Source organism: Acinetobacter sp. 12966, from assembly GCF_031196995.1.
Taxonomy (GTDB): Bacteria; Pseudomonadota; Gammaproteobacteria; order Pseudomonadales; family Moraxellaceae; genus Acinetobacter; species Acinetobacter geminorum.
The window spans coordinates 70,171-92,365 of the sequence record NZ_JAVIMC010000103.1; the positions used below are offsets into that span (position 1 = coordinate 70,171).

At 40.6% G+C, this 22,195-nt stretch carries 16 protein-coding genes; 6 read left to right on the forward strand and 10 right to left on the reverse strand.

All coding sequences use genetic code 11. From position 1 onward, the window contains the following. Positions 1-76 precede the first annotated feature (76 nt). Positions 77-694: a TetR/AcrR family transcriptional regulator gene (locus RFW85_RS16170; protein WP_002114305.1), complete on the reverse strand. Its 618-nt coding sequence runs from the start codon at positions 692-694 to the stop codon at positions 77-79. Positions 695-838: 144 nt separating this feature from the next. Between RFW85_RS16170 and RFW85_RS16175 the strand changes: the two genes are divergently transcribed. Genes RFW85_RS16175 through RFW85_RS16195 form a run of 5 tightly spaced genes read left to right on the forward strand, consistent with a single transcriptional unit; the run spans position 839 to position 7,352 of the window. Beyond that, positions 839-2,011, forward strand: a complete 1,173-nt coding sequence (locus RFW85_RS16175; protein ID WP_005076583.1) for an isovaleryl-CoA dehydrogenase — start codon at positions 839-841, stop codon at positions 2,009-2,011. Between the two features lie 24 nt (positions 2,012-2,035). Beyond that, positions 2,036-3,637, forward strand: a complete 1,602-nt coding sequence (locus RFW85_RS16180; RefSeq protein ID WP_309171681.1) for a carboxyl transferase domain-containing protein — start codon at positions 2,036-2,038, stop codon at positions 3,635-3,637. A 9-nt stretch (positions 3,638-3,646) separates the two neighbouring features. Then, complete coding sequence (locus tag RFW85_RS16185; protein WP_309171682.1) at positions 3,647-4,450, forward strand: enoyl-CoA hydratase/isomerase family protein; 804 nt, start codon at positions 3,647-3,649, stop codon at positions 4,448-4,450. A gap of 11 nt (positions 4,451-4,461) precedes the next feature. Then, entirely contained in the window at positions 4,462-6,453 is a 1,992-nt protein-coding gene (locus RFW85_RS16190; RefSeq protein ID WP_309171683.1) for an acetyl/propionyl/methylcrotonyl-CoA carboxylase subunit alpha, read from the forward strand. Then, positions 6,450-7,352, forward strand: a complete 903-nt coding sequence (locus RFW85_RS16195; protein ID WP_309171684.1) for a hydroxymethylglutaryl-CoA lyase — start codon at positions 6,450-6,452, stop codon at positions 7,350-7,352. Before RFW85_RS16190 ends, RFW85_RS16195 begins: the two co-directional genes overlap by 4 nt. A 251-nt stretch (positions 7,353-7,603) precedes the next feature. Here RFW85_RS16195 and RFW85_RS16200 read toward each other — a convergent pair whose 3' ends face one another. After that, complete coding sequence (locus RFW85_RS16200; RefSeq protein ID WP_309171685.1) at positions 7,604-8,545, reverse strand: LysR family transcriptional regulator; 942 nt, start codon at positions 8,543-8,545, stop codon at positions 7,604-7,606. A 204-nt stretch (positions 8,546-8,749) separates the two neighbouring features. Between RFW85_RS16200 and RFW85_RS16205 the strand changes: the two genes are divergently transcribed. Next, positions 8,750-12,232: an indolepyruvate ferredoxin oxidoreductase family protein gene (locus RFW85_RS16205; RefSeq protein WP_309171686.1), complete on the forward strand. Its 3,483-nt coding sequence runs from the start codon at positions 8,750-8,752 to the stop codon at positions 12,230-12,232. 61 nt (positions 12,233-12,293) lie between these two features. Here the strand turns inward: RFW85_RS16205 and RFW85_RS16210 are convergent, their stop codons facing one another. From RFW85_RS16210 to RFW85_RS16245, 8 genes are all read right to left on the reverse strand, one after another. Next, positions 12,294-13,097 (reverse strand): thioesterase family protein, encoded by an 804-nt coding sequence (locus tag RFW85_RS16210; RefSeq protein WP_309171687.1) that lies wholly within the window; start codon positions 13,095-13,097, stop codon positions 12,294-12,296. Positions 13,098-13,344: 247 nt separating this feature from the next. Next, positions 13,345-14,160: a phosphonoacetaldehyde hydrolase gene (gene phnX / locus RFW85_RS16215; protein WP_309171688.1), complete on the reverse strand. Its 816-nt coding sequence runs from the start codon at positions 14,158-14,160 to the stop codon at positions 13,345-13,347. Between the two features lie 36 nt (positions 14,161-14,196). Continuing rightward, on the reverse strand, positions 14,197-15,384 hold the full coding sequence (gene phnW / locus RFW85_RS16220; RefSeq protein ID WP_309171696.1) for a 2-aminoethylphosphonate--pyruvate transaminase: 1,188 nt from the start codon (positions 15,382-15,384) through the stop codon (positions 14,197-14,199). A 26-nt stretch (positions 15,385-15,410) separates the two neighbouring features. Then, a complete protein-coding gene (locus tag RFW85_RS16225; RefSeq protein ID WP_309171689.1) occupies positions 15,411-16,565 on the reverse strand; it encodes a TIGR03364 family FAD-dependent oxidoreductase in 1,155 nt (384 codons plus the stop codon). A gap of 101 nt (positions 16,566-16,666) precedes the next feature. Then, positions 16,667-18,376 carry a putative 2-aminoethylphosphonate ABC transporter permease subunit gene (locus RFW85_RS16230; protein WP_309171690.1) on the reverse strand — a complete coding sequence of 570 codons (1,710 nt, stop codon included), beginning with the start codon at positions 18,374-18,376 and terminating at the stop codon, positions 16,667-16,669. Beyond that, a complete protein-coding gene (locus RFW85_RS16235; protein ID WP_309171691.1) occupies positions 18,370-19,572 on the reverse strand; it encodes an ATP-binding cassette domain-containing protein in 1,203 nt (400 codons plus the stop codon). The genes RFW85_RS16230 and RFW85_RS16235 overlap by 7 nt, the downstream gene beginning before the upstream one ends. A 22-nt stretch (positions 19,573-19,594) precedes the next feature. Next, complete coding sequence (locus tag RFW85_RS16240) at positions 19,595-20,632, reverse strand: putative 2-aminoethylphosphonate ABC transporter substrate-binding protein (RefSeq protein WP_068931127.1); 1,038 nt, start codon at positions 20,630-20,632, stop codon at positions 19,595-19,597. Between the two features lie 91 nt (positions 20,633-20,723). Then, complete coding sequence (locus RFW85_RS16245; protein WP_017385548.1) at positions 20,724-21,446, reverse strand: UTRA domain-containing protein; 723 nt, start codon at positions 21,444-21,446, stop codon at positions 20,724-20,726. Positions 21,447-22,195: the final 749 nt, after the last annotated feature.

Consider the following 22,195-nt stretch of genomic DNA (forward strand, 5'->3'; position numbering starts at 1 on the left):
CTTACCTGATCTAATTGTTGTTACTGCAACTACTTTTCCAAACTACTTATTTTGTGTTGTTTATCGTTTATATGCCCTATTTCCTCTGCACAGCATCTACACAAAAGTCAGCAATCTGTTTTGAAAAATAGTCTTTATGCGCATGATCAAACTTTGTATTTTGAGCTGGGTCTAGGGGTTCAACCACCACATAGGTCATGGCACCGACAACACAAAGTGCTGCTGTATTTAAATCATCCAAGACAAACTCACCACTTGCATTTCCATCCGCAAGTATTTTTTTAATACTTTGTTTGATCAATTGCTTCACACGAAAACGCTCATGTTCAACCGTTGAATCGACAGGTTCAAACATGAGTGAATATGCAAGCTGAGGACTATTGAGTGCCCGTTTTACAAAGGTTGCCACAGCCTTATGTAATTTCTGCTTTGCCGATAAGTCACTTTCAGTAATCGAATCAATCACCAATAGTTCCGTATTAATGGCTTCGGACAAAACCTCAATCAGCACTTGGCTTTTATTATCAAAGTAGCGATAAACCAGACCACTTGATACGCCCGCTTGCTCTGCAATTGTTTGTATTTGTGCGTCTTTAAACCCTCCCTCTGAAATTAACTTTCTGGCTGAACTCAAAATCGACTTACGATTTTGCTCCATCCGCTCTTGCATTAAAGATGATCGTTTATAGCTCATAATTTATTCTCTAACAAATAAAATGAATTGTAAATCATTTTATGAATCAGTATTCACTTTTTTAAAAAATCATTGTATGGTAATTATCAAATACCCACAAAATATTTTATGGACAACAAATATAACCAATAGGATGAAGATATCATGAACCTACGCAGCTTGAATTTCGGTCTAGATGAAACTTTAATTGCGCTTCAAGATTCAGTGGCAGCATTTTGTGCAAAGGAAATTGCACCAATTGCCCAACAAGTTGATCAAGACAACAAATTCCCTGCACATCTCTGGAAAAAATTCGGAGATATGGGCCTTTTAGGCATGACGGTTTCTGAAGAATATGGCGGTGCCAATATGGGTTATTTAGCTCATATTATTGCCATGCAAGAAATTTCTCGTGCTTCAGCAGCCATTGGTCTTTCTTATGGTGCTCATTCTAATTTATGTGTAAACCAGATTAACCGTAACGGTAACGAGCAGCAAAAACAAAAGTATTTACCAAAATTGATTTCCGGTGAATATGTGGGTGCCCTTGCCATGTCTGAACCAAATGCGGGTTCTGATGTCGTCAGCATGAAATTACGTGCTGAACAAAAAGGTGATCACTTCGTTTTAAATGGTTCAAAAATGTGGATCACTAACGGCGGTGATGCAGATGTATTGGTGGTTTACGCCAAAACTGACCCACAAGCTGGCGCAAAAGGCATGACTGCTTTTTTAATTGAAAAAGGCATGAAAGGCTTTAGTCACGGCAACCACTTAGACAAACTCGGTATGCGTGGCTCTAACACTTACCCGCTGTTCTTTGACAATGTAGAAGTACCTGCTGAAAACGTACTCGGTGGTGTTGGTAACGGCACAAAAGTACTGATGAGTGGTTTGGACTATGAACGTGCAGTTTTAAGTGCCGGACCTTTAGGCATTATGGATGCTTGTTTAGATGTGGTAATTCCATACTTACACCAACGTGAACAGTTTGGACAAGCTTTAGGTGAATTCCAGCTTATGCAAGGCAAACTTGCCGATATGTATTCAACTTGGTTGGCATGTAAAGCTCTTGTTTATGCTGTTGGTGCTGCATGTGATAAAGCTGACCATGACCGCAGCCTACGTAAAGATGCTGCAAGTGCCATTTTATATGCTGCCGAAAAAGCAACATGGATGGCTGGTGAAGCAATCCAGAGTCTAGGTGGCAACGGTTACATCAATGAATTCCCTGCTGGCCGTTTATGGCGCGATGCAAAACTTTATGAAATTGGTGCTGGAACTTCTGAAATTCGCCGCATGCTGATTGGCCGCGAACTTTTCAATGAAACCAAATAATAATTATAAATAAGGATGCATCTTATGAACCAATTACAAAGCAAGATTAATGTTCGAAGTGAAGACTTCAAAACAAACCAGCAAGCCATGCAAACATTGGTCACAGATCTAAAACAAGTTGCCCAGCGTATTGCTTTAGGCGGCGGTGAAAATGCCCGTCAAAAACATTTGGCTCGAGGTAAGCTTTTACCCCGTGAACGTATTGATCAACTGATTGATGTCGGCACGGCATTTTTAGAAATTGGTCAATTGGCAGCGTACAACGTTTATGAAGATGATGTTCCTGCTGCGGGTGTGATTGCGGGTATTGGTCAAGTCAACGGCATCACTTGCATGATCGTTGCCAATGATGCAACGGTTAAAGGCGGAACGTATTATCCCCTTACGGTTAAAAAGCATCTACGCGCACAAGAAATTGCTGAACAAAATCACTTACCTTGTATTTATTTGGTGGATTCAGGCGGTGCCTATTTACCAATGCAAGATGAGGTTTTTCCAGACCGTGATCACTTCGGGCGTATTTTCTATAATCAGGCACGCATGTCGAGCCTCGGGATTGCCCAAATTGCTGTGGTGATGGGTAGCTGTACCGCAGGTGGTGCATATGTACCAGCCATGTCTGATGAAACCATTATTGTCCGTAATCAAGGTACGATTTTCTTAGGTGGACCTCCTCTGGTAAAAGCTGCAACTGGTGAAGTGGTAAGCAGTGAAGATTTAGGTGGTGGTGATGTGCATACACGTCTTTCGGGCGTGGCTGACCATTTAGCCGAAAATGATGAACATGCAATTGCGATTGCACGAAACATTGTCGCTAACTTAAATAAAAAGCCAAACGACTTAAATAAACAAGTTGATGAACCATTGTTTGATGCTTCAGAACTCTATGGCGTAGTGCCAAGTGATGCACGTAAACCTTTCGATGTGCGTGAAGTGATTGCCCGTATTGTAGACGGCTCTCGTTTTGATGAATTTAAAGCACGATTTGGTTCAACACTGATTACCGGTTTTGCTTCACTCTATGGTATGCCAGTCGGCATTATTGCCAATAACGGGATTTTATTTTCTGAGTCTGCACAAAAAGGTGCGCATTTTATTGAGCTATGCACACAGCGCAATATTCCATTGTTATTTCTACAAAACATTACGGGCTTTATGGTCGGTCGCCAGTATGAAAATGAAGGGATTGCAAAAAACGGTGCCAAATTGGTTATGGCAGTTGCAACCGCAAATGTACCAAAACTCACCTTGATTATTGGTGGTTCGTTTGGTGCAGGTAACTACGGTATGTGTGGACGTGCTTATTCTCCACGTTTCTTATGGACTTGGCCAAACTCGCGTATTTCAGTCATGGGTGGTGAGCAAGCAGCCAGCGTACTTTCGACTTTGAAGCGTGATCAGATCGAGCAAAAAGGCGCAGAATGGTCAGCACAAGAAGAAGATGAATTTAAACAACCGATTCGTGATCAGTATGAACGTCAAGGTCATCCTTACTATGCTTCTGCCCGTTTGTGGGATGACGGTGTGATTGATCCAGCGCAAACGCGTCAAGTACTTGGTTTAAGTCTAGCCGCTGCAATGAATGCTCCAATTCAACCGACTAAATTTGGCGTGTTCCGCATGTAAGAGGTGTTTATGAGCTATCAATTTTTACAACTGGAACAGCATGATCAGGTGGCATATGTGTGGCTGAATCGTCCTGAGCTACACAATGCCTTCAATACAACGGTGATTGAAGAATTGCATACTTGTTTTAAGCAACTTGCTAACCGTGACGATATTCGAGTTGTAGTTTTAGCAGGTCGTGGTAAAAGCTTTTCAGCAGGTGCAGATCTGAATTGGATGAAACAAGCGGGTCAAGCTTCTACAGAAGAAAATGAAGCCGATGCTTTAAAACTCGCACAGATGCTTGAAGCATTGGCAACCTTAAATCAGCCAACGATTGCACGTGTTCATGGTATTGCTTTTGGTGGTGGTATGGGTTTGGCATCTGCATGTGATATTTGCATTGCCAGTACCGATGCAAAGTTTGCAACCTCTGAAGTTCGACTAGGTCTTGCCCCTTCTACGATTAGTCCATATGTAATACGTGCGATTGGCGCTAGACAAGCTTCACGCTATTTTTTAACTGCTGAACGTATCTCAGCGCACGAAGCAAAACAAATCGGCTTGGCACATGAAATTGCGGATGCAGAAGATTTAGATAAAAAAGTTCAAGAGATTATTGATGTTTTACTGCTGGGTGGACCACATGCCCAAGCAGCATCTAAGCAACTGATTCAAATGGTCAGCAATCAAAGTATGAATGATGAATTACTTCGACAAACTGCTCAACACATAGCACAAGTCCGTCAAGGCAGTGAGGCAAAAGAAGGTTTAACTGCTTTTTTAAGTAAGCAAGCCCCTGCGTGGACTTCAAATTCTAATAACAACAATTAAGGATGATCAACATGTTTGAAAAGATTTTAATTGCGAACCGTGGTGAGATCGCTTGCCGTGTGATTCGTACCGCCAAAAAATTAGGTATTGCGACGGTTGCGGTTTACTCAGATGCAGATGCACATGCACAACACGTTAAACTTGCTGATGAAGCGATTTATATTGGTCAATCTCCTGCAACACAAAGTTATTTACAAGTTGATCGTATTATTCAAGCGGCGATTGATACAGGAAGCCAAGCGATTCATCCCGGTTATGGTTTTCTTTCGGAAAACGATCAATTTGCTCTAGCTTGCCAGCAGCATAATATTTGCTTCATTGGTCCTCCAGTCGATGCCATTTTAGCGATGGGCTTGAAAGCAACCTCTAAAGCTTTGATGGAAAAAGCAGGTGTACCTCTAACACCGGGCTATCACGGTACCAATCAAGATGCTGAATTTTTAAAACAACAAGCAGATCGTATTGGCTATCCTGTATTGATCAAAGCCAGTGCTGGCGGTGGTGGTAAAGGCATGAGTCTAGTGGAGCGTAGCGAAGATTTCCTACATTCTCTTGCATCATGTAAACGTGAAGCCAAATCAAGTTTTGGTAATGATGATGTACTGATTGAACGATATGTGATTCAACCACGTCATATCGAGGTACAGGTATTTGGCGACACACATGGCAACTATGTACATTTATTTGAACGAGATTGTTCTGTTCAACGACGTCATCAAAAAGTATTAGAGGAAGCCCCTGCTCCGCAAATGCCAAGCGAAAAGCTCGATACTATGCGTCAAGCTGCAATCGATGCTGCGCGTGCGGTAAATTATGTCGGTGCAGGTACGGTTGAGTTTATTGTTGAACAAGACGGTACGGCGTATTTCATGGAAATGAACACACGCTTACAAGTCGAACACCCTGTGACTGAAATGATTACTGGAGAGGACTTAGTAGAATGGCAATTACGAGTTGCGTATGGTGAGCCATTACCAAAACTCCAACATGAATTACAAATTCATGGGCATGCACTCGAAGCACGTATTTATGCAGAAGAACCAGAAAAAGGCTTTTTACCTGCAATCGGTAAAATTGACTATCTACGCTACCCAGCGCAAAACCAATTTGTTCGTGTAGATAGTGGCATTGTTGAAGGTGATGAAATTACCACTTTCTATGACCCAATGATTGCCAAATTGATCGTATGGGGTAAAAACCGTGAAGATGCTTTGATTCAAATGCAACACGCGCTGAGTCAATTCCATGTCGATGGTTTAGGCAATAACATTGCCTTTTTAGAAAAGATTGTACGTTGTGATTCGTTCAAACAAGCCAAACTTGATACCAACCTGATCCAACGTGAACAAAACTTCTTGTTTAGCCCTGAAGAAATTAAACCAGAACTTATAGTGGCCGCAGCATTTATTGAGTTTTTAAGCAAACTTAATAACAACAGCTCAAGCCAAAAACAGCTTTGGCAAGCTCAACCACTTTGGCGTTTAAATATTGCCTATCAGTACAGTATTAAACTGAATTATTTAAACCAAAATATTCAAATCAAATTTGCCTCAAATGAACATGGCTTCACCGCAGAATATAATGGTCAAAGCTACCCGATTTCAGGTCAATTGCTTGATGCGCATATGGCATCTGTTCAGATTGGTGGGTCTAAGCAAAAGCTATCTTTTAACCAAAATAAGCAAGGCATTACCTTGTTCCAAAATGGACAAAGCTATAAATTTGCTTATATTCGCCAAGATTTTAATCAGGCAGATAGCCAAGCCGATGAAAGTCATTTAAAAGCACCAATGCCGGGTGTGGTCACTCAAGTTTTGGTGAGCGCGAATCATAGCGTGAAGAAAAACGATATTTTAATGACGCTTGAAGCGATGAAAATGGAATATACCATTCGTGCCCCTAAAGACGGCGTGATTGTAGACTCTTATTTCCAAGTCGGTGATCAGGTCAAAGCTGGCGACGAGCTTGTGGAATTTCAGCCTGCTCAGGAGGAAGTTGCATGAGTGAGTTTGTCAAAATCGTTGAGGTCGGTCCCAGAGACGGCCTCCAAAATGAAAAGCAGACTTTAACTGTCGAACAACGCTTAAACTTTATTAATGACCTAATCAGTGCAGGCCTAAAATCAATTGAAGTCGGTTCATGTGTTTCGGCAAAGTGGGTACCGCAAATGGCTCAAAGTGACGAGCTATTTAAGCAACTTCCCCAAACAACCGATGTGCAATTTAGCCTGCTCACCCCCAATATCAAAGGTTTTGAAACTGCTCATGCGGTAGGATGCAAAGAAGTTGCGGTGTTTACCGCGGCTTCTGAAAGTTTTACCCGTAAAAATATTAACTGTTCAATTGACGAAAGCTTTGAAAAATTTAGTGATGTCATGAGCGCGGCAAAAGCCCATAACATTCGTGTACGCGGTTATGTCTCTTGTATTGTCGATTGCCCTTATGAAGGTGCAATTGCTCCTGAGCAAGTGGTAAAAGTTGTTAAACGACTCTATGACATGGGCTGCTATGAGGTGTCTTTAGGTGAAACCATTGGCACAGCAACACCTGATCGTGTTCAAAAGGTTTGGCAGGGCTGTCTTGCGGAACTCGACAGCAAGGTTTTGGCAGGACATTTCCATAACACCTATGGCATGGCAATTGCCAATATTTATCAGTCTTTACAGCAAGGTATTCGTGTTTTTGACTCATCTCTTGCAGGACTCGGTGGTTGCCCTTATGCCAAAGGAACTTCTGGCAATGTATCGACCGAAGATTTGTTTTATTTGCTGTCACACATGGGATTTGAAACTGGCATCGACTTAGAAAAACTGATGCAAGCCAGCCAAAATATTAGCAACGTATTAAACCGAAAAAGCTTGTCGAATTATGCAAATGCGTATTGGCAAACCAAGTGTGCCTAATCATAAATTAAAATAGCTCAGCATCTGGTATAAAGCTGAATATTAGGCCAAGTACCAGATCATCCTATCTCATCTTTATCTCATTCTGTTCAGGAATTGGGGCTCAATCCCTCATGCAATTTTTTTAAAATTTATCATTTATCTGTGTATTAAATGCCTCTCTCATCAGAAGCATTCTCTACCCTATTTTTATTCTAAATCCGTATTATTCTTCATCCTTTTCTATCTTAATTCTTAAAAAATTTATCTCATTATTTATAAAAATAAGATGCATCCATTTCAATTCTTGGGGAAATATATTCTTCCACCCAATCCAGCCATGCACGTGTTTTGGCATCAATAAAATGGCGTGAAGGCAACAAGGTATAAACTCCGATATCGGGCGAACGCCACTCTGGCAAGATATGACATAATCTTCCATTTTGAACCGCATCTAAAGCCGAAAACATCGGCAATAACGCCACACCCATATCTTGTTGCACCACATCTAACAATAACTCAGGGTTATCTGCAATGAGTTGCCCGCCAGTATCAATTTGGTAAGACTCACCCTTTGCATTTAACAAGTGCCAATCTGGTGTAATAGACGGGTTTACCAAGCGTAAACAGGCATGATCTTTTAAGTCTTCTGGAGACTTCGGCATACCATGTTTTTCGAGGTAAGCAGGTGAAGCACATAAAACAGAAAAAATAGTGCCAATTCTGCGTGCGACAAAACGAGAATCTGTTAATGATTCAGTGAGATAGAGACTGACATCGACCCCTTTTGCCAACAAGTCTGGAACGTACTGTGAAGTCGTATATTCCACGGTTAATTCGGGATAATGCTTACAAAACTCGGCCATCACTGGAAAAACATAATGATGCCCAAAGCTTCCCATACTTAATACCCGCAAACGCCCTTTGGGTTTAGATGCTGTTCCTGTTACTTCCGACTCCGCTTCATCCACCATTGAAATGACTTGACGACAGCGCTCTGCGTAAGTCGCACCAATATCGGTCAGTGCCTGCTGGCGCGTCGAGCGTTGTATTAATTTTGTACCTAAGCGTGTTTCTAGCTCGCTGATAAGACGTGAAACCTGTGCTGTGGTCAGATCCATCTGCTCAGCTGCTGCTGTGAAACTCCCGCTATCAATCACTTTCAGGAATGCATGCATTGCATGCAATAGTCCACCATCGAGATTTTTGCGCATAACGTAAATATGTTTTCCTAAATTACGGATTGTTGCACCAGTTTAGATCAACCACAATGACTAAATGTACATACATTGGCACTAATTCTTTTTAAGAAGAGGAACCGATCTTTTTTTATTTCGTATGTCACTTGCTCCAAATATTCAACTGGATGTTGAAAAAAGAAAGTAGTCCGAGCTACTAAAAATTCTAAGGAGATATAAATGAATATAGCTACAAAAGTCACTCCAAATATTATTGCAACAAAGGATGTGTCACTTGAAGATAAATATGTAAGTGATAACGGTACAGCATATATGACCGGCATTCAGGCGCTTGTTCGGTTGCCTCTTGCCCAAACTCGCCGTGACGCGATGAATGGTTATCACACTGCTGGTTTTATTTCTGGTTATCGCGGTTCTCCTGTTGGTAACTATGATAGTTTCCTTTGGCAAGTTCAAGGATTGCTTAAATCCCATAATGTTGTATTTCAACCTGGCGTAAATGAAGACTTGGCTGCTACCGCAATTTGGGGTACCCAACAAGTTAATCTTTCAGGCCAAGGCAAATATGATGGAGTGTCTTCATGGTGGTATGGTAAAGGCCCGGGTGTTGACCGTTCAGGCGATGTACTCCGCCATGCTAACTTAGCTGGTACCTCTGAACGTGGTGGTGTTGTTGCTTTATTTGGTGATGACCACTCATGTAAATCTTCTACAATCCCTCACCAGTCCGAACATGTCATGATTGGTTGTGGTATTCCAATTTTCTACCCAACATCCGTTCAACAAATTTTAGACTTTGGTGTTCACGCCATTGCTGTTTCACGTTTTTCTGGCCTTTGGTCTTCAATGAAGCTGGTCAGTGAAATTGTAGAGACTTCTGCTTCTGTTCATGTCGACCTAGACCGTGTTACTCCGGTTATACCAGAAGATGTTAATTTCCCAGAGGGCGGCGTCAATATTCGTTGGCCAGACCACGGCATTCAGCAAGAAGAACGTCTTTATAAATATCGCTTACCTGCTGTTTTGGCTTATGCCCGCGCCAACAAAATCAACACCGTTACATGGCCATGTGAAAATGCCCGTATTGGTATTGCCGCAAGTGGTAAAGGTTATTTAGATACGATTGAAGCCTTACGCATTTTAGGTATTGAAGACGAAACTGCCCAACAGCTTGGGCTACGTGTTTATCAGGTTGGGATGATTTGGCCTTTAGAACCACAAGGTGTTCGTGAATTTGCCGAAGGTTTAGAAGAACTGATCGTTATCGAAGAAAAACGTCCAATTATTGAAACACAAATTAAAGATGAGCTGTACTCACTGCCTGATGGCAAACGTCCTCGTGTCATTGGTAAAGCAACTGACGGCAAAGGTGAATGGAGTACCTCTATTGAAGAAGCACCGCTCATTGGTCACTATGAATATCAGCCTGAACCTATTGCAAAAATGCTGGCTGCTCGCTTCTTAAAACTCGATATTCCAGAAAGCCTAAAAGTACAAATCCAAAGCAGAATCGACTTACTACTAAAAGCAGAGCAAGAATCAAAACGTGTTATTGATCTTGCTGAACGTAAACCATATTTCTGTAGTGGTTGCCCACATAACTCTTCAACCGTAGTTCCTGAAGGTAGTCGCGCGTTAGGCGGTATTGGTTGTCACTATATTGCTGTTTCACTTGACCGCGGTACTGAAACGTTCTCTCAAATGGGCGGTGAAGGTGTAAGTTGGGTGGGTGCATCACCATTTACCAATGAAAAACACATTTTTGCTAACCTTGGTGATGGAACCTATTTCCACTCAGGTTACTTAGCAATTCGTCAGTCTATCGCTGCAAAAACTAATATTACCTACAAAATCCTCTACAACGATGCGGTCGCTATGACAGGTGGTCAGCATGTAGATGGTCATTTGAGCGTTGCGCAGTTAACTCGTCAGCTTGCTGCTGAAGGTATTAAAAAACAAGTCATCGTAACTGATGAAGTTAAACTATTAAACGAAGAAGACGGCATTGCACCGGGTGTAGAAATTCGCCACCGTAATGAACTCGATGCAGTTCAACGTGAGCTTCGTGAAATTACAGGTGTCACCGCTTTAATCTATGTACAAACCTGTGCCAGCGAAAAACGCCGTCGTCGTAAACGTGATGCGTACCCTGATCCAGCTGAGCGTTTATACATTAATAGTGATATTTGCGAAGGTTGTGGCGACTGTTCGAAAAAATCAAACTGCTTATCTATTGAGCCAGTAGAAACAGCATTAGGTACTAAACGTCAAATTAACCAAAGTAGCTGTAATAAAGACTTCACTTGTGCCGAAGGGTTCTGTCCTAGTTTTGTGACTGTTCACACACGTGATATGAAACGTCCAGCTAAATTTGAAGGAATTGGCGCAGGTTGGCCAACATCACCAGTTATCCCTCAGTTATATGACGTTCCAAGTCGTATTATGGTTGGTGGTATTGGTGGTACAGGTGTTGTGACTATTGGTGCACTCCTTGGTATGGCGGCTCACCTAGAAGGTAAAGCCACACGTGTTATGGACATGGCCGGTCTTGCGCAAAAAGGTGGTACGGTTTATTCATACGTTCAACTTGCGGCAAGTGATGAACAAATTTCTTCTACCAAAATTCCAGCGGGCCAATGTGAATTATTGATTGGTGCAGATGCTGTAGTCGCTGGTGGTAGCGCTGCTCTCTCTCGCTTAAAAGATGATGCTTTAGTTATTGTGAATGAAGACAGCACTCCTACTTCTGAGTTTATTAAATCTCGTGACTGGTATGCGCCTATTAGTGATTTAATTGATCGTCTTCGTGGTCGTGTTCGTCAAGGCCAACTGGTTTCTTTACCAGCAGCTCGCATCGCAACACAACTCTTAGGTGATTCAATTTATACCAATCAGTTATTACTCGGTATGGCATGGCAATCTGGTCGCATTCCGTTATTACGTGAAAGCATTGAAAAAGCAATTCGCTTAAATGGTACGGCTGTTGAAAAGAACATCGAAGCTTTCCGCGTGGGTTGTCATCTTGCAAGTGACCCGACTTTAGCTGCTCGTTTACTTGCAGCAATGCCAAAAACTAAAACTCCACAAACTTTGGCCGAACTTGTTGAAGACCGTTCTGCTCGTCTAACAGACTATTGGAATGAAGCTTATGCAGCTAAATACCGTACGCTTGTAGAATTAGCTGCTAAAAAGTTACCAGAAGAATTAACAGGTACGATTGCAACTCAGCTTTATAGAGTTATGGCGTATAAAGATGAATATGAAGTTGCACGTCTTTTAACAGGTAAAAGCTTCAAAGAATCAATTGAAACCCAGTTCGGTAAAGGCTTACGTTTAACGTATCACCTTGCCCCACCAGCGTTACTTGGTGGCCTGAAAAATGTCCGTAAACGTGCATTTGGTTACTGGATGCGCTTCCCAATGATGATGCTTGCTCGCTTACAATGGCTTCGTGAAACTTTCCTTGATCCATTTGCACGTCAAGAAGAACGTCAACACGAACAAGCGTGGCGTGATCGTTACATCGCATTTGTTGAAGCACTTGTTGAAGCACCAGACAATCATAACTTGGCAGTTGCTGAACAAATTGCAAAATTACCGGCAGAAGTTCGTGGTTATGGGCATATCAAAATGAAAGCAATGGACGCTGCAAAACAACGTTGGGATGAACTTACCCCAACACTGCTAAAAGTCCGTAACTAAAAATTAAATCTCAAAATAAAAAAGTCATCCTTAGGGATGACTTTTTTATTGGCTCAAAAATTTATTTAGCTATTTTACGTAAAGTCAAAATCTGTTCACTTCGACCAAATGGACCATACACATCATGTAAAACTGCACTGGTTAAACCAATACCATCCGAACCATATTGCTGAACGGTTTCCAAACCTAGCCATTTCCCTTGCGGATAACGGTGCATGTGAACTTGCAAATCAAGATTTGGGAAGCCCCAAGTAAATTCGCCTTCTTGTCTTGGTACAATGCCGTTTGCTGTATCTATCATGCCAATTAAATGAGCAAAATCTGTCGTCGGCTGTCCTTCAACCATTTCTTTATCATTATTGAGCCAAACAATGCCTTTACCTGCGCGATGCTGATCATCAGTTTTAGTGACGAGTGTCTGGATAAAACCACCTGGCCACCTTTTCATACCTGTCCACTCTGTAAAGGTATCTGGATGATGAACTGGCTGATCTTCAAGCCCAGCAATATCGGAACTGTCTTGAGTGCACATTCGCCATGCTCTAGCCACAATACAAGTTTTACCTTGTGCCTGCATTTCAGCTTCAATCAGTTCAATGGTTTTACCAGCACGAATGACATGGGTCTTGATCGTAAATTCACCAAATGCAATCAATCCAAAAATATCAAAACTAATTCGACCAATTCGCATATCTTGTCGTGGTGAAAATTGCTCTAACTCTGCTGCGATTACACCACTTGCAGGCGCCATATGCTGTTCATGAGGGTTCCAAGCTCCTTGTGCATGAACAGTTGAGCAATAATGAGCAATAACTTCACCTTGAGGACCAATTGTTCTATTCAGTAATTGATAATAAGCATTCATGATTTTCTTTCCTTAGTCCTTATCCAACATCAATATTTGATGAAAATTCACGTTTTAATGCTTATATTAACCCCCTATTTCTTTGGCTCAACTGTTTTTTCCTACCAAAAACTCATGAGTATAAGATTATAAATTTACTGAATAAAAATTTGTTTATTTTTAAATATCAATAAAAGATTAGAACTAAAAATTACTTTAAATCATAAAAAACCCGCTTTATAGCAGGTTTTTTTACGCAAGGATTTGTTTAAGGTCGTTCACCCTGTCCCAAACGGCGTTCAATATCATCTAAAACATTTGGCAAATCAGCGACACTATCAATCACATAATGAGCGCCTGACGCATTCATTTTTTGGTATGCCTTATCTTTTAGTACAATCTGTTCATCGGCCGATAATGCACTCCACTCTTCATAGCTTAAACCGACTTCATTGCCACTAATCGCAAGTCCTACTGTCCAGCATCCAGCATTTAAACCTTCATCGATACCCACCACGGTATCATCTACTTTTACAACAGTTTTAATGTCGGATACGTCGAGTTGAATTAAGTTCTTCCATAACATTTCAGGATATGGACGGCCAAATTTCACATCGCTGGCAGTAACGATACAGTCTGGACGGTAGCCCTGATCGGCAGCATCTTTAACCAAACGACCGATCATCATAGATGCATAGCCCGTGTTACTGCCAATTTTTGCACCACGCTTTTTAATATTCTCAAACGTTTCTAATGCACCCGGAATTAAAGCAGAACATTTCGGAATAGAATTTAACTGATACGGAATAAAGTCTTTATATAAACGGTCAATATCTGCTTCAGTTGCCGCCTGCCCATATACTTCCTGCCATGCAGCCGCTACACGCGGCATTTTTAAAACAGCTGCAATATGGTCACGTTTTTCTAAACCCATTGGCGCTCGAGCTTCTTCAACCGTAATTTCAATTTTATTGTCTTTAAATAAAGCCATAAAAGCCAAAATCGGTGCGCGTGAACCAAAATCTACAGTTGTGCCAGCCCAGTCAAAAACCACAGCCTGAATTTGTGTGTTGTTGGTCGTCATGATGTATACCCTTTAATTCAAATGTTTTAATAAAAGTTATGCTGTTACAGCTTGATTGAGATGGCTTTCGCAGTAGCTGGCAATCGCAGCAAGAAGCCCTTCAATGTCTTGAATATAAACTTCGCCAATATTGCCAATACGGAAGCAGTTGAGATCGGTGACTTTGCCCGGATAGATCACATAGCCTGATTTTTTCAGGGTTTCGTAGAAAGACTGAAAGCTAAAAGACTTGGCTGTTGGGTAAAGAAAAGTGGTAATGATGGGTGATTGTGAGCACTCTTCACCGAGTACCAATTCAAAGCCCAGTTTTTGCATACCTTGCGATAAGGTTTGCTGGTTTTGTAAATAACGTTGATAACGTGCAGCAACACCGCCCTCTGCCTCAAGCTCAAGTAATGCTTGATAAAAAGCACGCACCACATGGGTTGGTGAGGTAAAGCGCCATTTGCCGTTATGCTGTTCCATCGTGCTCCACTGATCATACAAATCGAGGCTGACCGAACGAGCCAAGCCTTTACATGCTTCTAGGCAATCACGCTTTGCCAAAATAAAACCAAAGCCCGGAACACCTTGAATACATTTATTTGCACTTGAAATCAGAAAATCAATTTCAAGCTCAGCCATATCCATAGGCACACCACCAAATGAACTCATGGCATCTACAATCCAGATTTTTCCTGCTGCTTTAACTAAACGGCCTATCTCTTGAATCGGGTTTAAAATACCTGTGGTGGTTTCACAGTGCACACAAGCAACATGGCTAATGGCTTTATCTTTTAAAACGCGCTCAATCTCTTGTAAATCTGGTGTCTGGGTTTCTAAATAGTTCAGTTCTACAACTTCAATATTTAAGCAACGTGCCATTTGCCCCATACGTGCACCATATGCACCGTTATTAATGATCAAGATTTTGCCATCACGCGGAATAGCTGAACCAAGCACAGACTCCACTGCAAAACTACCACTGCCTTGCATTAACACAGCCGTATATTTTTCAGGTTGACTGGTTGCCAAGTTGACTAGACGAGAGCGGATATCTTGTACCAGCGAGTTGTATTCTTGGTCCCAAGTACACCAGTCTTTTTGCATGGCACGGCGTACTGTCGCCGATGTTGATAATGGTCCTGGAGTAAGAAGCAAATACTTGTTCTCTAAATCCATATCGAGTTGGGGTTGCATGTTCATAATGGTACTCATTTCTTTCGCGTTCATTTCAATATACACCAATCTGGTTTAAACCAGATGACAAACTAGTAAATATTTTGTTCTAATACTTCTTTCATAAACCCAGCCCCTGTGGTCATGCCTTTGCCAGCAATTGCACTTACCAGAAAGATGTTTTTTTCGGCTTCAGTGACACAGGCCAACTCATCTTCATGAATCAGGTAATAACCATTCCAACGTTTTTGAATTGGAGGTAAAGTCAGCCCTAATTTTTCATGGCAGTAAGCTTGAATAAATTCATTAATCTCTTCACGCTGCTCGAACTGAGGCGCTTCATTAATCGGATGGTATTCGTGACTATCGCCCACGATCAGTTCACCAAATTCGTTTTGTTTAATCAGAATATGAATACCGAATTCTTTAATGAAGCCTTGTTGTGACGCTTTAACTAGCTCTGCATGACTTGGGCAAATTTCAAAAGCTGGATAACGTGAAATGGATAAGCCTGAATAAAGAGAAGCATTTAATTTTTGGTGAAACTGTTGAGTCAGGGCCATTTGTAAGCCACAACGTTTCAGATTTAAACTTTGTAAGAGATCTGGATATAAAACATCGATGATTTCACCGTGGCAGATCAAAACTTTATTTGCCCGATATGCCTCGCCACTTGCCAAGCGAACCTGACAAATTTCATGTTGATATTGGGTTTGAACGACACAAGCATTGGTATAAATCTTTACGCCTTTTCTTTCGGCATATGCCAATAGTCGCTGCCCAACCACATGCGGTTCGACCGAATAATCTTCTTCAAAAACCAAGCCGCCTTGAAACTGCTGCGAAGGATTTAAATAAGAAAATTGAGTAACCAGTTCCTCATGCTTTAGCAAATGAATTGGAATTTGGTAATTATTTGCACGCTCGGCAAACTCATTTAAAACCTGCCATTCAAGTGCCGTATTTGCCAGATACACACCTTGGCGTTGAGCAAACGAAATATCGGTTTCAGCTTGAATACCCTGATAAAAAGAACGCGTTTCAAGAGCGTACTTTCGCCACTGTTGCTCTGGATGGGTTAATGTCGAAGTTCCGACCATGCCAAAATTACGACGAGTTGCCCCCACAGGCTTGGCATTTTTCTCGAAGATACAAACTTTTAAGCCTTGCTCTTGCGCCTGTATGGCAGCGGACAAACCTAAAATACCGGCGCCGACAACAATTAAATCAAACTTTGCGTTATTCATAAGACTTCCAATTTTCGAAATTTAGGATGAATAAACCCTTGCCTTGTTGAACAAAGCATTTCGTTTCAGTCGGTTAAATAAAAATTGTGTTTAGCTAAAACTTAATGGGAGCTTTCGCGCCATTGCTGACTTCTTGCCATAATTTTTCTGGTAAATAACCAGTGAATGAGTTTTACAACACATGAGGTTGTCAAAATGAGAATGCTCATCGCAACAGCAGCAACCGTGTCTCCTGCATCATCCATATTTAAAACAGCTACCGCAGCTAAACTGGTGTCTGGTGAATAGAGGAAAATGGCAGCCGATACAGTCGTCATGGCATTCACAAAAACATAGACCGATACATCGCATAGCGCTGGAAAACACATGGGCAAATACACTTTCCAAAAGGTTTTGCACTTCGATGTTCCTAAAGTTTCTGCTGCCTGATCGAGCTGTAAAGGAATCTGTTTAATGGCATTGGTTAAAGTGAGGTGTGGCACAGTGTAATAATGCACAATGGTTGAAATCACCAAAATGGTCATGGTTCCATACAGCACATTTAAAGGGTTGCTTTGCTGGTTAAAAAACAAAATATAAGCAATACCTAGCACCAACCCTGGTACAGCAAGGGGTAATAAAACCAAAGCTTGCACATAGTTTTTAATGAGTGGGTGTGCCTTAAAACGTTCGGTTAATAGTGCCACCATAAAAATGAGTGCTGTTCCAAAAACCGTACTAAAGAGTGCCATACGAACCGAGTTAAAGTACGCTGCCCAACCGCCGCCATCGACATATTCAAAACTGTAATGTGCTAAGGTTAAAGACAAATCATAAGGCCAAGACTGAATGAATGAAGCCAGCACTGCCGTAAAGATAATCAGTAAAATCGCACCTGAAACCAACCCACAAAATAAGCTCAGAACGACTTCAAGTTTTTTATTCGATGTTGAGATATAAGGTTTAGTCTGAAAAGCTTGAAAACGTGCATGGCGTTTGCTTTGAATACGATCGAAAATGAATACAAAAACTGCTGGTAACAACAATAAGATGGAAATTACCGCACCCATGCTCATGTTTTGCTGACCAATAATCTGCTTATAAACATCAAGCGCCATCATGTTAAATGAACCGCCAATGACTTTTGGAATACCAAAATCGGTCAACACATAAATAAAAGCCACCAGACTTGCACTGATGAGTCCATACCGAATTGCAGGTAGTGTGACGTGATAATGCGTCTTCCAGATATTTTTGCCGAGCGACAAAGATGCCTCAATTAAACGCTGATCGACACTGCGAAAAGACACCATCATCAACATCAAAATTGCTGGAAATAGCCAAAAGCAATAACTGATTAAAATACCCATTGGTCCATAAATTTGTATATCGCCCAGCAAAGGTTTAAATACACCTTGCTTACCAAATAAATAAACCAATGCCAAAGACGGTAAAAGTGACGGTGCTAAAATCGGTAAAAAAGCCACCAGTTTAAAGAAACCTTTGCCTTTCATATTCACATTGGTCAGGGCAAAAGCATAAATACTGGCAAGAAATACTGTAATGACAGTAGCAGCACAAGCAACCCACATCGAGTTAAATATAGAACTGAGTAAAGCTGGACTTGCAAAATAATTATAAAAATTTTCAAGACCAACAAAACTTTGATTTTCATCAAAAAATGCGGTTTCAAACAGCATCATTAAAGGAGCAATAATTGCTAAAGTCAAAATGATTGCGACGCTAGCTAAAGCAATATTTGATCTTAATGAATATTCAGTTTTTCGACGCGGCTGTGTTTTTAAAACCGCTGAAGCAGCTTCATTTAACATAGTGCGTACCCTTGTTCGTCAAAGACATGAATGAGCTGATTAGGCACTTTTATAAACATGAGTTCTTGCAAAGATTTGAACTTGGTATTTTCAATTTCAATTTGCAAAAGGTGCTTTGCCTGCTCAATTCCATCAATATGAATAGTGCAAAATAAACGGCGTTTTGCGCCTAAAAATTCAGTGCTTAATACTTTAACTGGCAAATACAACGACTCTTTATCACTGCCAAAAGCATCAACCAACTCGACAGCTTCGGGTCTAAAACCAATGCTGTAGTTTTCCCCTGCTTTAAGTTTTTGCTGCTCCAATTTTAAAGGAATAAAACCTAAAACCTCGAGCTGATTGGCGACTGAACAAGTGGCAGTTAAAAAGTTCATGGTGCCAATAAACTTTGCAACGAATTGGGTTTGTGGCTTGTAGTAAATATTATGCGGTGTATCAATTTGCTCAATGACACCATGATTCATGACTACAACACGGTCAGAAATGCTTAATGCTTCTTCTTGATCGTGTGTGACCATAATGGTTGGCAGATTAAGCTGCGATTGAATCGAACGGATCTTTTGTCTTAGGTTTAGACGTACCTGAGCATCGAGTGCAGACAATGGTTCATCTAACAGTAAAATATCAGGCTTCGGTGCAATTGCCCGAGCAAGCGCAACACGTTGCTGCTGCCCACCCGACAATTGATTTGGATATTTTTTAGCAATATCGGGTAATTCAATCAGTTCTAATAATTGCTGAACTCGTTGACTACGCTGTGCCTTATCCCATTTCTTTTTGTCTAAGCCAAAAGCAATATTTTCTTCAACGTTTAAGTTTGGAAATAACGCATAGTTCTGAAACACAATGCCACAGTGACGCTTTTCAGCACTCAACAACGTAATGTCTGCGCCCTTTTTTATAACCTTTCCATAATCAGGTTTTTCTAGACCCGCAATAATGCGTAGCAATGTGGTTTTACCGCATCCAGAAGGTCCCAAAAAGCTCACGAACTCGCCAGCTTTCAGGTCTAAATTAATATGCGTGAGGGCCTGAAAGTGTTGGAACTTTTTTTGAATATCTATCACTTCTAAAACTGATGGGCCATGTTCAGGATATTTATAGGTCGTTAATGTCGACAATAAATGCCCTGCCAACTCGCCCTTTGGGTTTTGACCTAGCAGCGATGATTGCAATGACGAAGGAATTTGCATAATGAGGCCCTTATTCAAAAGATCACTTTTCAAAACGCTTTGACCATTCAGCCAAAATACGTTCACGCTGCTCGGCCGCCCAATAAAAATCATTTTTTACGAGCATTTGAGGAAGGTTTTTCGGGAAGTCCATTGTGGTATTTTCAATGCCTTTATAGGCCACCATTGAAAAGTTATGGGCATAGGCTTCATTTGCCGCTTTGCTTACCGACCAATTTATAAATTTTTGTGCGCTACTTAATTTCTTGGTTCCTTTCACAATTGCTGAAGCTTCCATTTCCCAGCCTAAACCTTCAGTTGGATAAACCACTTCTAAAGGTGCACCCTCTGCTTTTAATTTAAATGCCGGATAACCGAAAGAAATACCAATTGGGATTTCGCCCTGTGCAGCCATCTTGCAAGGTTTTGAACCCGAATGAGGATATTGTGAAATGTTTTTATCCAAAGCCTGCATATAGTCCCATGCCTGCTTTTCACCCCAAATCTGCATCCAAGCCGTGACATCTAAATAGCCTGTACCACTCGAAGCTGGATTTGGCATCACAATCAGGTTTTTATAAATCGGGTTGGTTAAATCTTTCCAAGTTTTTGGAATTGGTAACTTACGTTTTTCTAATTCGACTTTATTGACACAAATAGCAGATTCCCATGCATCCATACCCGTCCAAGTCGGTACAGGTTTTTGACTTACAAATTCTGGTTTTAAATTTTGCACACCTTCAGGTTTGAAAGGCTCAAGCATGTCTTTCTTTTCCATGACCAGCAAACTGGTTAAAGCAACACCAAAAACCACATCCGCTTGGGGATTTTTCTGCTCTGCCAAAAGTTTAGCGGTGATCACACCTGTTGAATCACGTACCCATTTTACTTTTAGCTCTGGATAGGCTTTATGCAGTTCTTCTTGGTACTGTTTGAGCTGGTCGGCTTCCACTGCCGTATAGACTGTAATTTCTTCTGAGTTTTTTGATGTTGCTGATGAACATCCCATTTGAATAGCGACCACCACACCTAAAACTGATGCAGTGCCGAGTTTAATTGTCTGTTGAACGTACTGTTTCATCTGCAAACCATCGAATGCAATTATTTGATGATCGTATTTCAACAGCTTTATATGACAGTTTAATTAATCTGGTTTAAACCAGATTGTATTTTTATGCTCGTGCTTCAAAATGTAAATCTAAAACATCATGTAGCCAATATTCTTGGTCGACATCAGTAATTACGCCTTCTTCATTTCTATTACTACGACGAATATATAAACCGAGCGCGCCCACATTGACATGAAGTGCTTTGGCCTGCTGTTCCGATAAGGCCGTTGGATAGAGGTTAATATCAGCTCTGGTGATATGGCAGTTATATTGATTTGCCATCAGTAAAGTAATCGATTGCTTAAGATCATGAGTTAAAAACTCAGGGAAAAACTCAGCGTTAACACGTAAATGCTCAACCAAAACAGGTCGTCCATTAATACAACGACGTCGCCAAACTGAATAAATCGGATGCCCTTTTTCAACTTTTAAATGCTTGGCATCCCAAGAAGTAGCCTGAGTCAGTTCACTCGAAATCACTTCTGTCGAAGGTTCATAGCCTTGTTCAATCACAAACTGATTAAAGTTTTTTGTAGATTGCGGGTGATAAATAATACGAGGAGAACGAACATACCAACCACGACGGTCTAATCGATAAATCAAACCATCAGTTTCCAAAGCCAACAAAGCTTCACGTGCAGCAACACGAGTGGTTTGGAATTGTTCAGAAAGCACCCTTTCCGAAGGGAGTTTTGCGTGGGCTTCTAATACGCCAGATTCAATATCGTGGGCAATTGCATCGCGGATAGGAATATATTTAGGTATGCGAGCTTGGTCCTGTTCCATACAAACTTAGAATTTATAAATAAAGAAATTAATAGCAATATACTGAAAAAATGTGACAAAAGCTTTTATTATTGCTGATATTTTAAGCAAAATGCGTCCTATTCCCCGCTTTTTTCCAATTCATTTTTTCATAAAAAATCTTTTTTCTATACTCATAAATGCTTCGGAAAACCTTTGTTGATCCATCTATAAGTAAACAAAAATGACAACAGAATAAGATTTTTTATATTAATTTTTAATAACAACTTATAAACCTAAAACATTAAAATTTAACAAAAGGTAAAACTTAATATCTAATTTAATTTATTAATTTTAATAAAATCAAAAAAATTAAATCAATTAAAAAATAAAATAATTAAGCTTTATTCAAAATTGGCATCGTACAAGGTACTCACTAATGCAATAAAGAGAAAACTGTACCAGTTAGGGCTAGAGATCAAAATACACCAAAATCTCAACAAAACTAAAATATCCAGTTATTTTATTAAGTATAAGTTTATTATTTAGCCTCAATTTAACCTAAACCATAGATAAGAAACTTTATTAAAAAAATAGAAAGTACGAATGGTCTACTTATTAAGCAAAACTTATAAGCTTACTTTTCATACTCGCCCTACTTCTATTATTTATTTTATCTAACTAATTATTTATTTATAGAATTTAGATTAAATTATTATCAATTCTTAAAACAAGACTTTAGATCATTAAAAACTTGTAATGCACGGTTCACAATACTTCTAGGTTATTTC

Excerpts from the sequence above, each read along its gene's own strand:
- RFW85_RS16170 (WP_002114305.1), bottom strand. The coding sequence starts at position 694 with ATGAGCTATAAACGATCATCTTTAATGCAAGAGCGGATGGAGCAAAAT.
- RFW85_RS16175 (WP_005076583.1), top strand. The coding sequence starts at position 839 with ATGAACCTACGCAGCTTGAATTTCGGTCTAGATGAAACTTTAATTGCG.
- RFW85_RS16180 (WP_309171681.1), top strand. The coding sequence starts at position 2,036 with ATGAACCAATTACAAAGCAAGATTAATGTTCGAAGTGAAGACTTCAAA.
- RFW85_RS16185 (WP_309171682.1), top strand. The coding sequence starts at position 3,647 with ATGAGCTATCAATTTTTACAACTGGAACAGCATGATCAGGTGGCATAT.
- RFW85_RS16190 (WP_309171683.1), top strand. The coding sequence starts at position 4,462 with ATGTTTGAAAAGATTTTAATTGCGAACCGTGGTGAGATCGCTTGCCGT.
- RFW85_RS16195 (WP_309171684.1), top strand. The coding sequence starts at position 6,450 with ATGAGTGAGTTTGTCAAAATCGTTGAGGTCGGTCCCAGAGACGGCCTC.
- RFW85_RS16200 (WP_309171685.1), bottom strand. The coding sequence starts at position 8,545 with ATGCGCAAAAATCTCGATGGTGGACTATTGCATGCAATGCATGCATTC.
- RFW85_RS16205 (WP_309171686.1), top strand. The coding sequence starts at position 8,750 with ATGAATATAGCTACAAAAGTCACTCCAAATATTATTGCAACAAAGGAT.
- RFW85_RS16210 (WP_309171687.1), bottom strand. The coding sequence starts at position 13,097 with ATGAATGCTTATTATCAATTACTGAATAGAACAATTGGTCCTCAAGGT.
- phnX (WP_309171688.1), bottom strand. The coding sequence starts at position 14,160 with ATGACGACCAACAACACACAAATTCAGGCTGTGGTTTTTGACTGGGCT.
- RFW85_RS16225 (WP_309171689.1), bottom strand. The coding sequence starts at position 16,565 with ATGAATAACGCAAAGTTTGATTTAATTGTTGTCGGCGCCGGTATTTTA.
- RFW85_RS16230 (WP_309171690.1), bottom strand. The coding sequence starts at position 18,376 with ATGTTAAATGAAGCTGCTTCAGCGGTTTTAAAAACACAGCCGCGTCGA.
- RFW85_RS16235 (WP_309171691.1), bottom strand. The coding sequence starts at position 19,572 with ATGCAAATTCCTTCGTCATTGCAATCATCGCTGCTAGGTCAAAACCCA.
- RFW85_RS16240 (WP_068931127.1), bottom strand. The coding sequence starts at position 20,632 with ATGAAACAGTACGTTCAACAGACAATTAAACTCGGCACTGCATCAGTT.
- RFW85_RS16245 (WP_017385548.1), bottom strand. The coding sequence starts at position 21,446 with ATGGAACAGGACCAAGCTCGCATACCTAAATATATTCCTATCCGCGAT.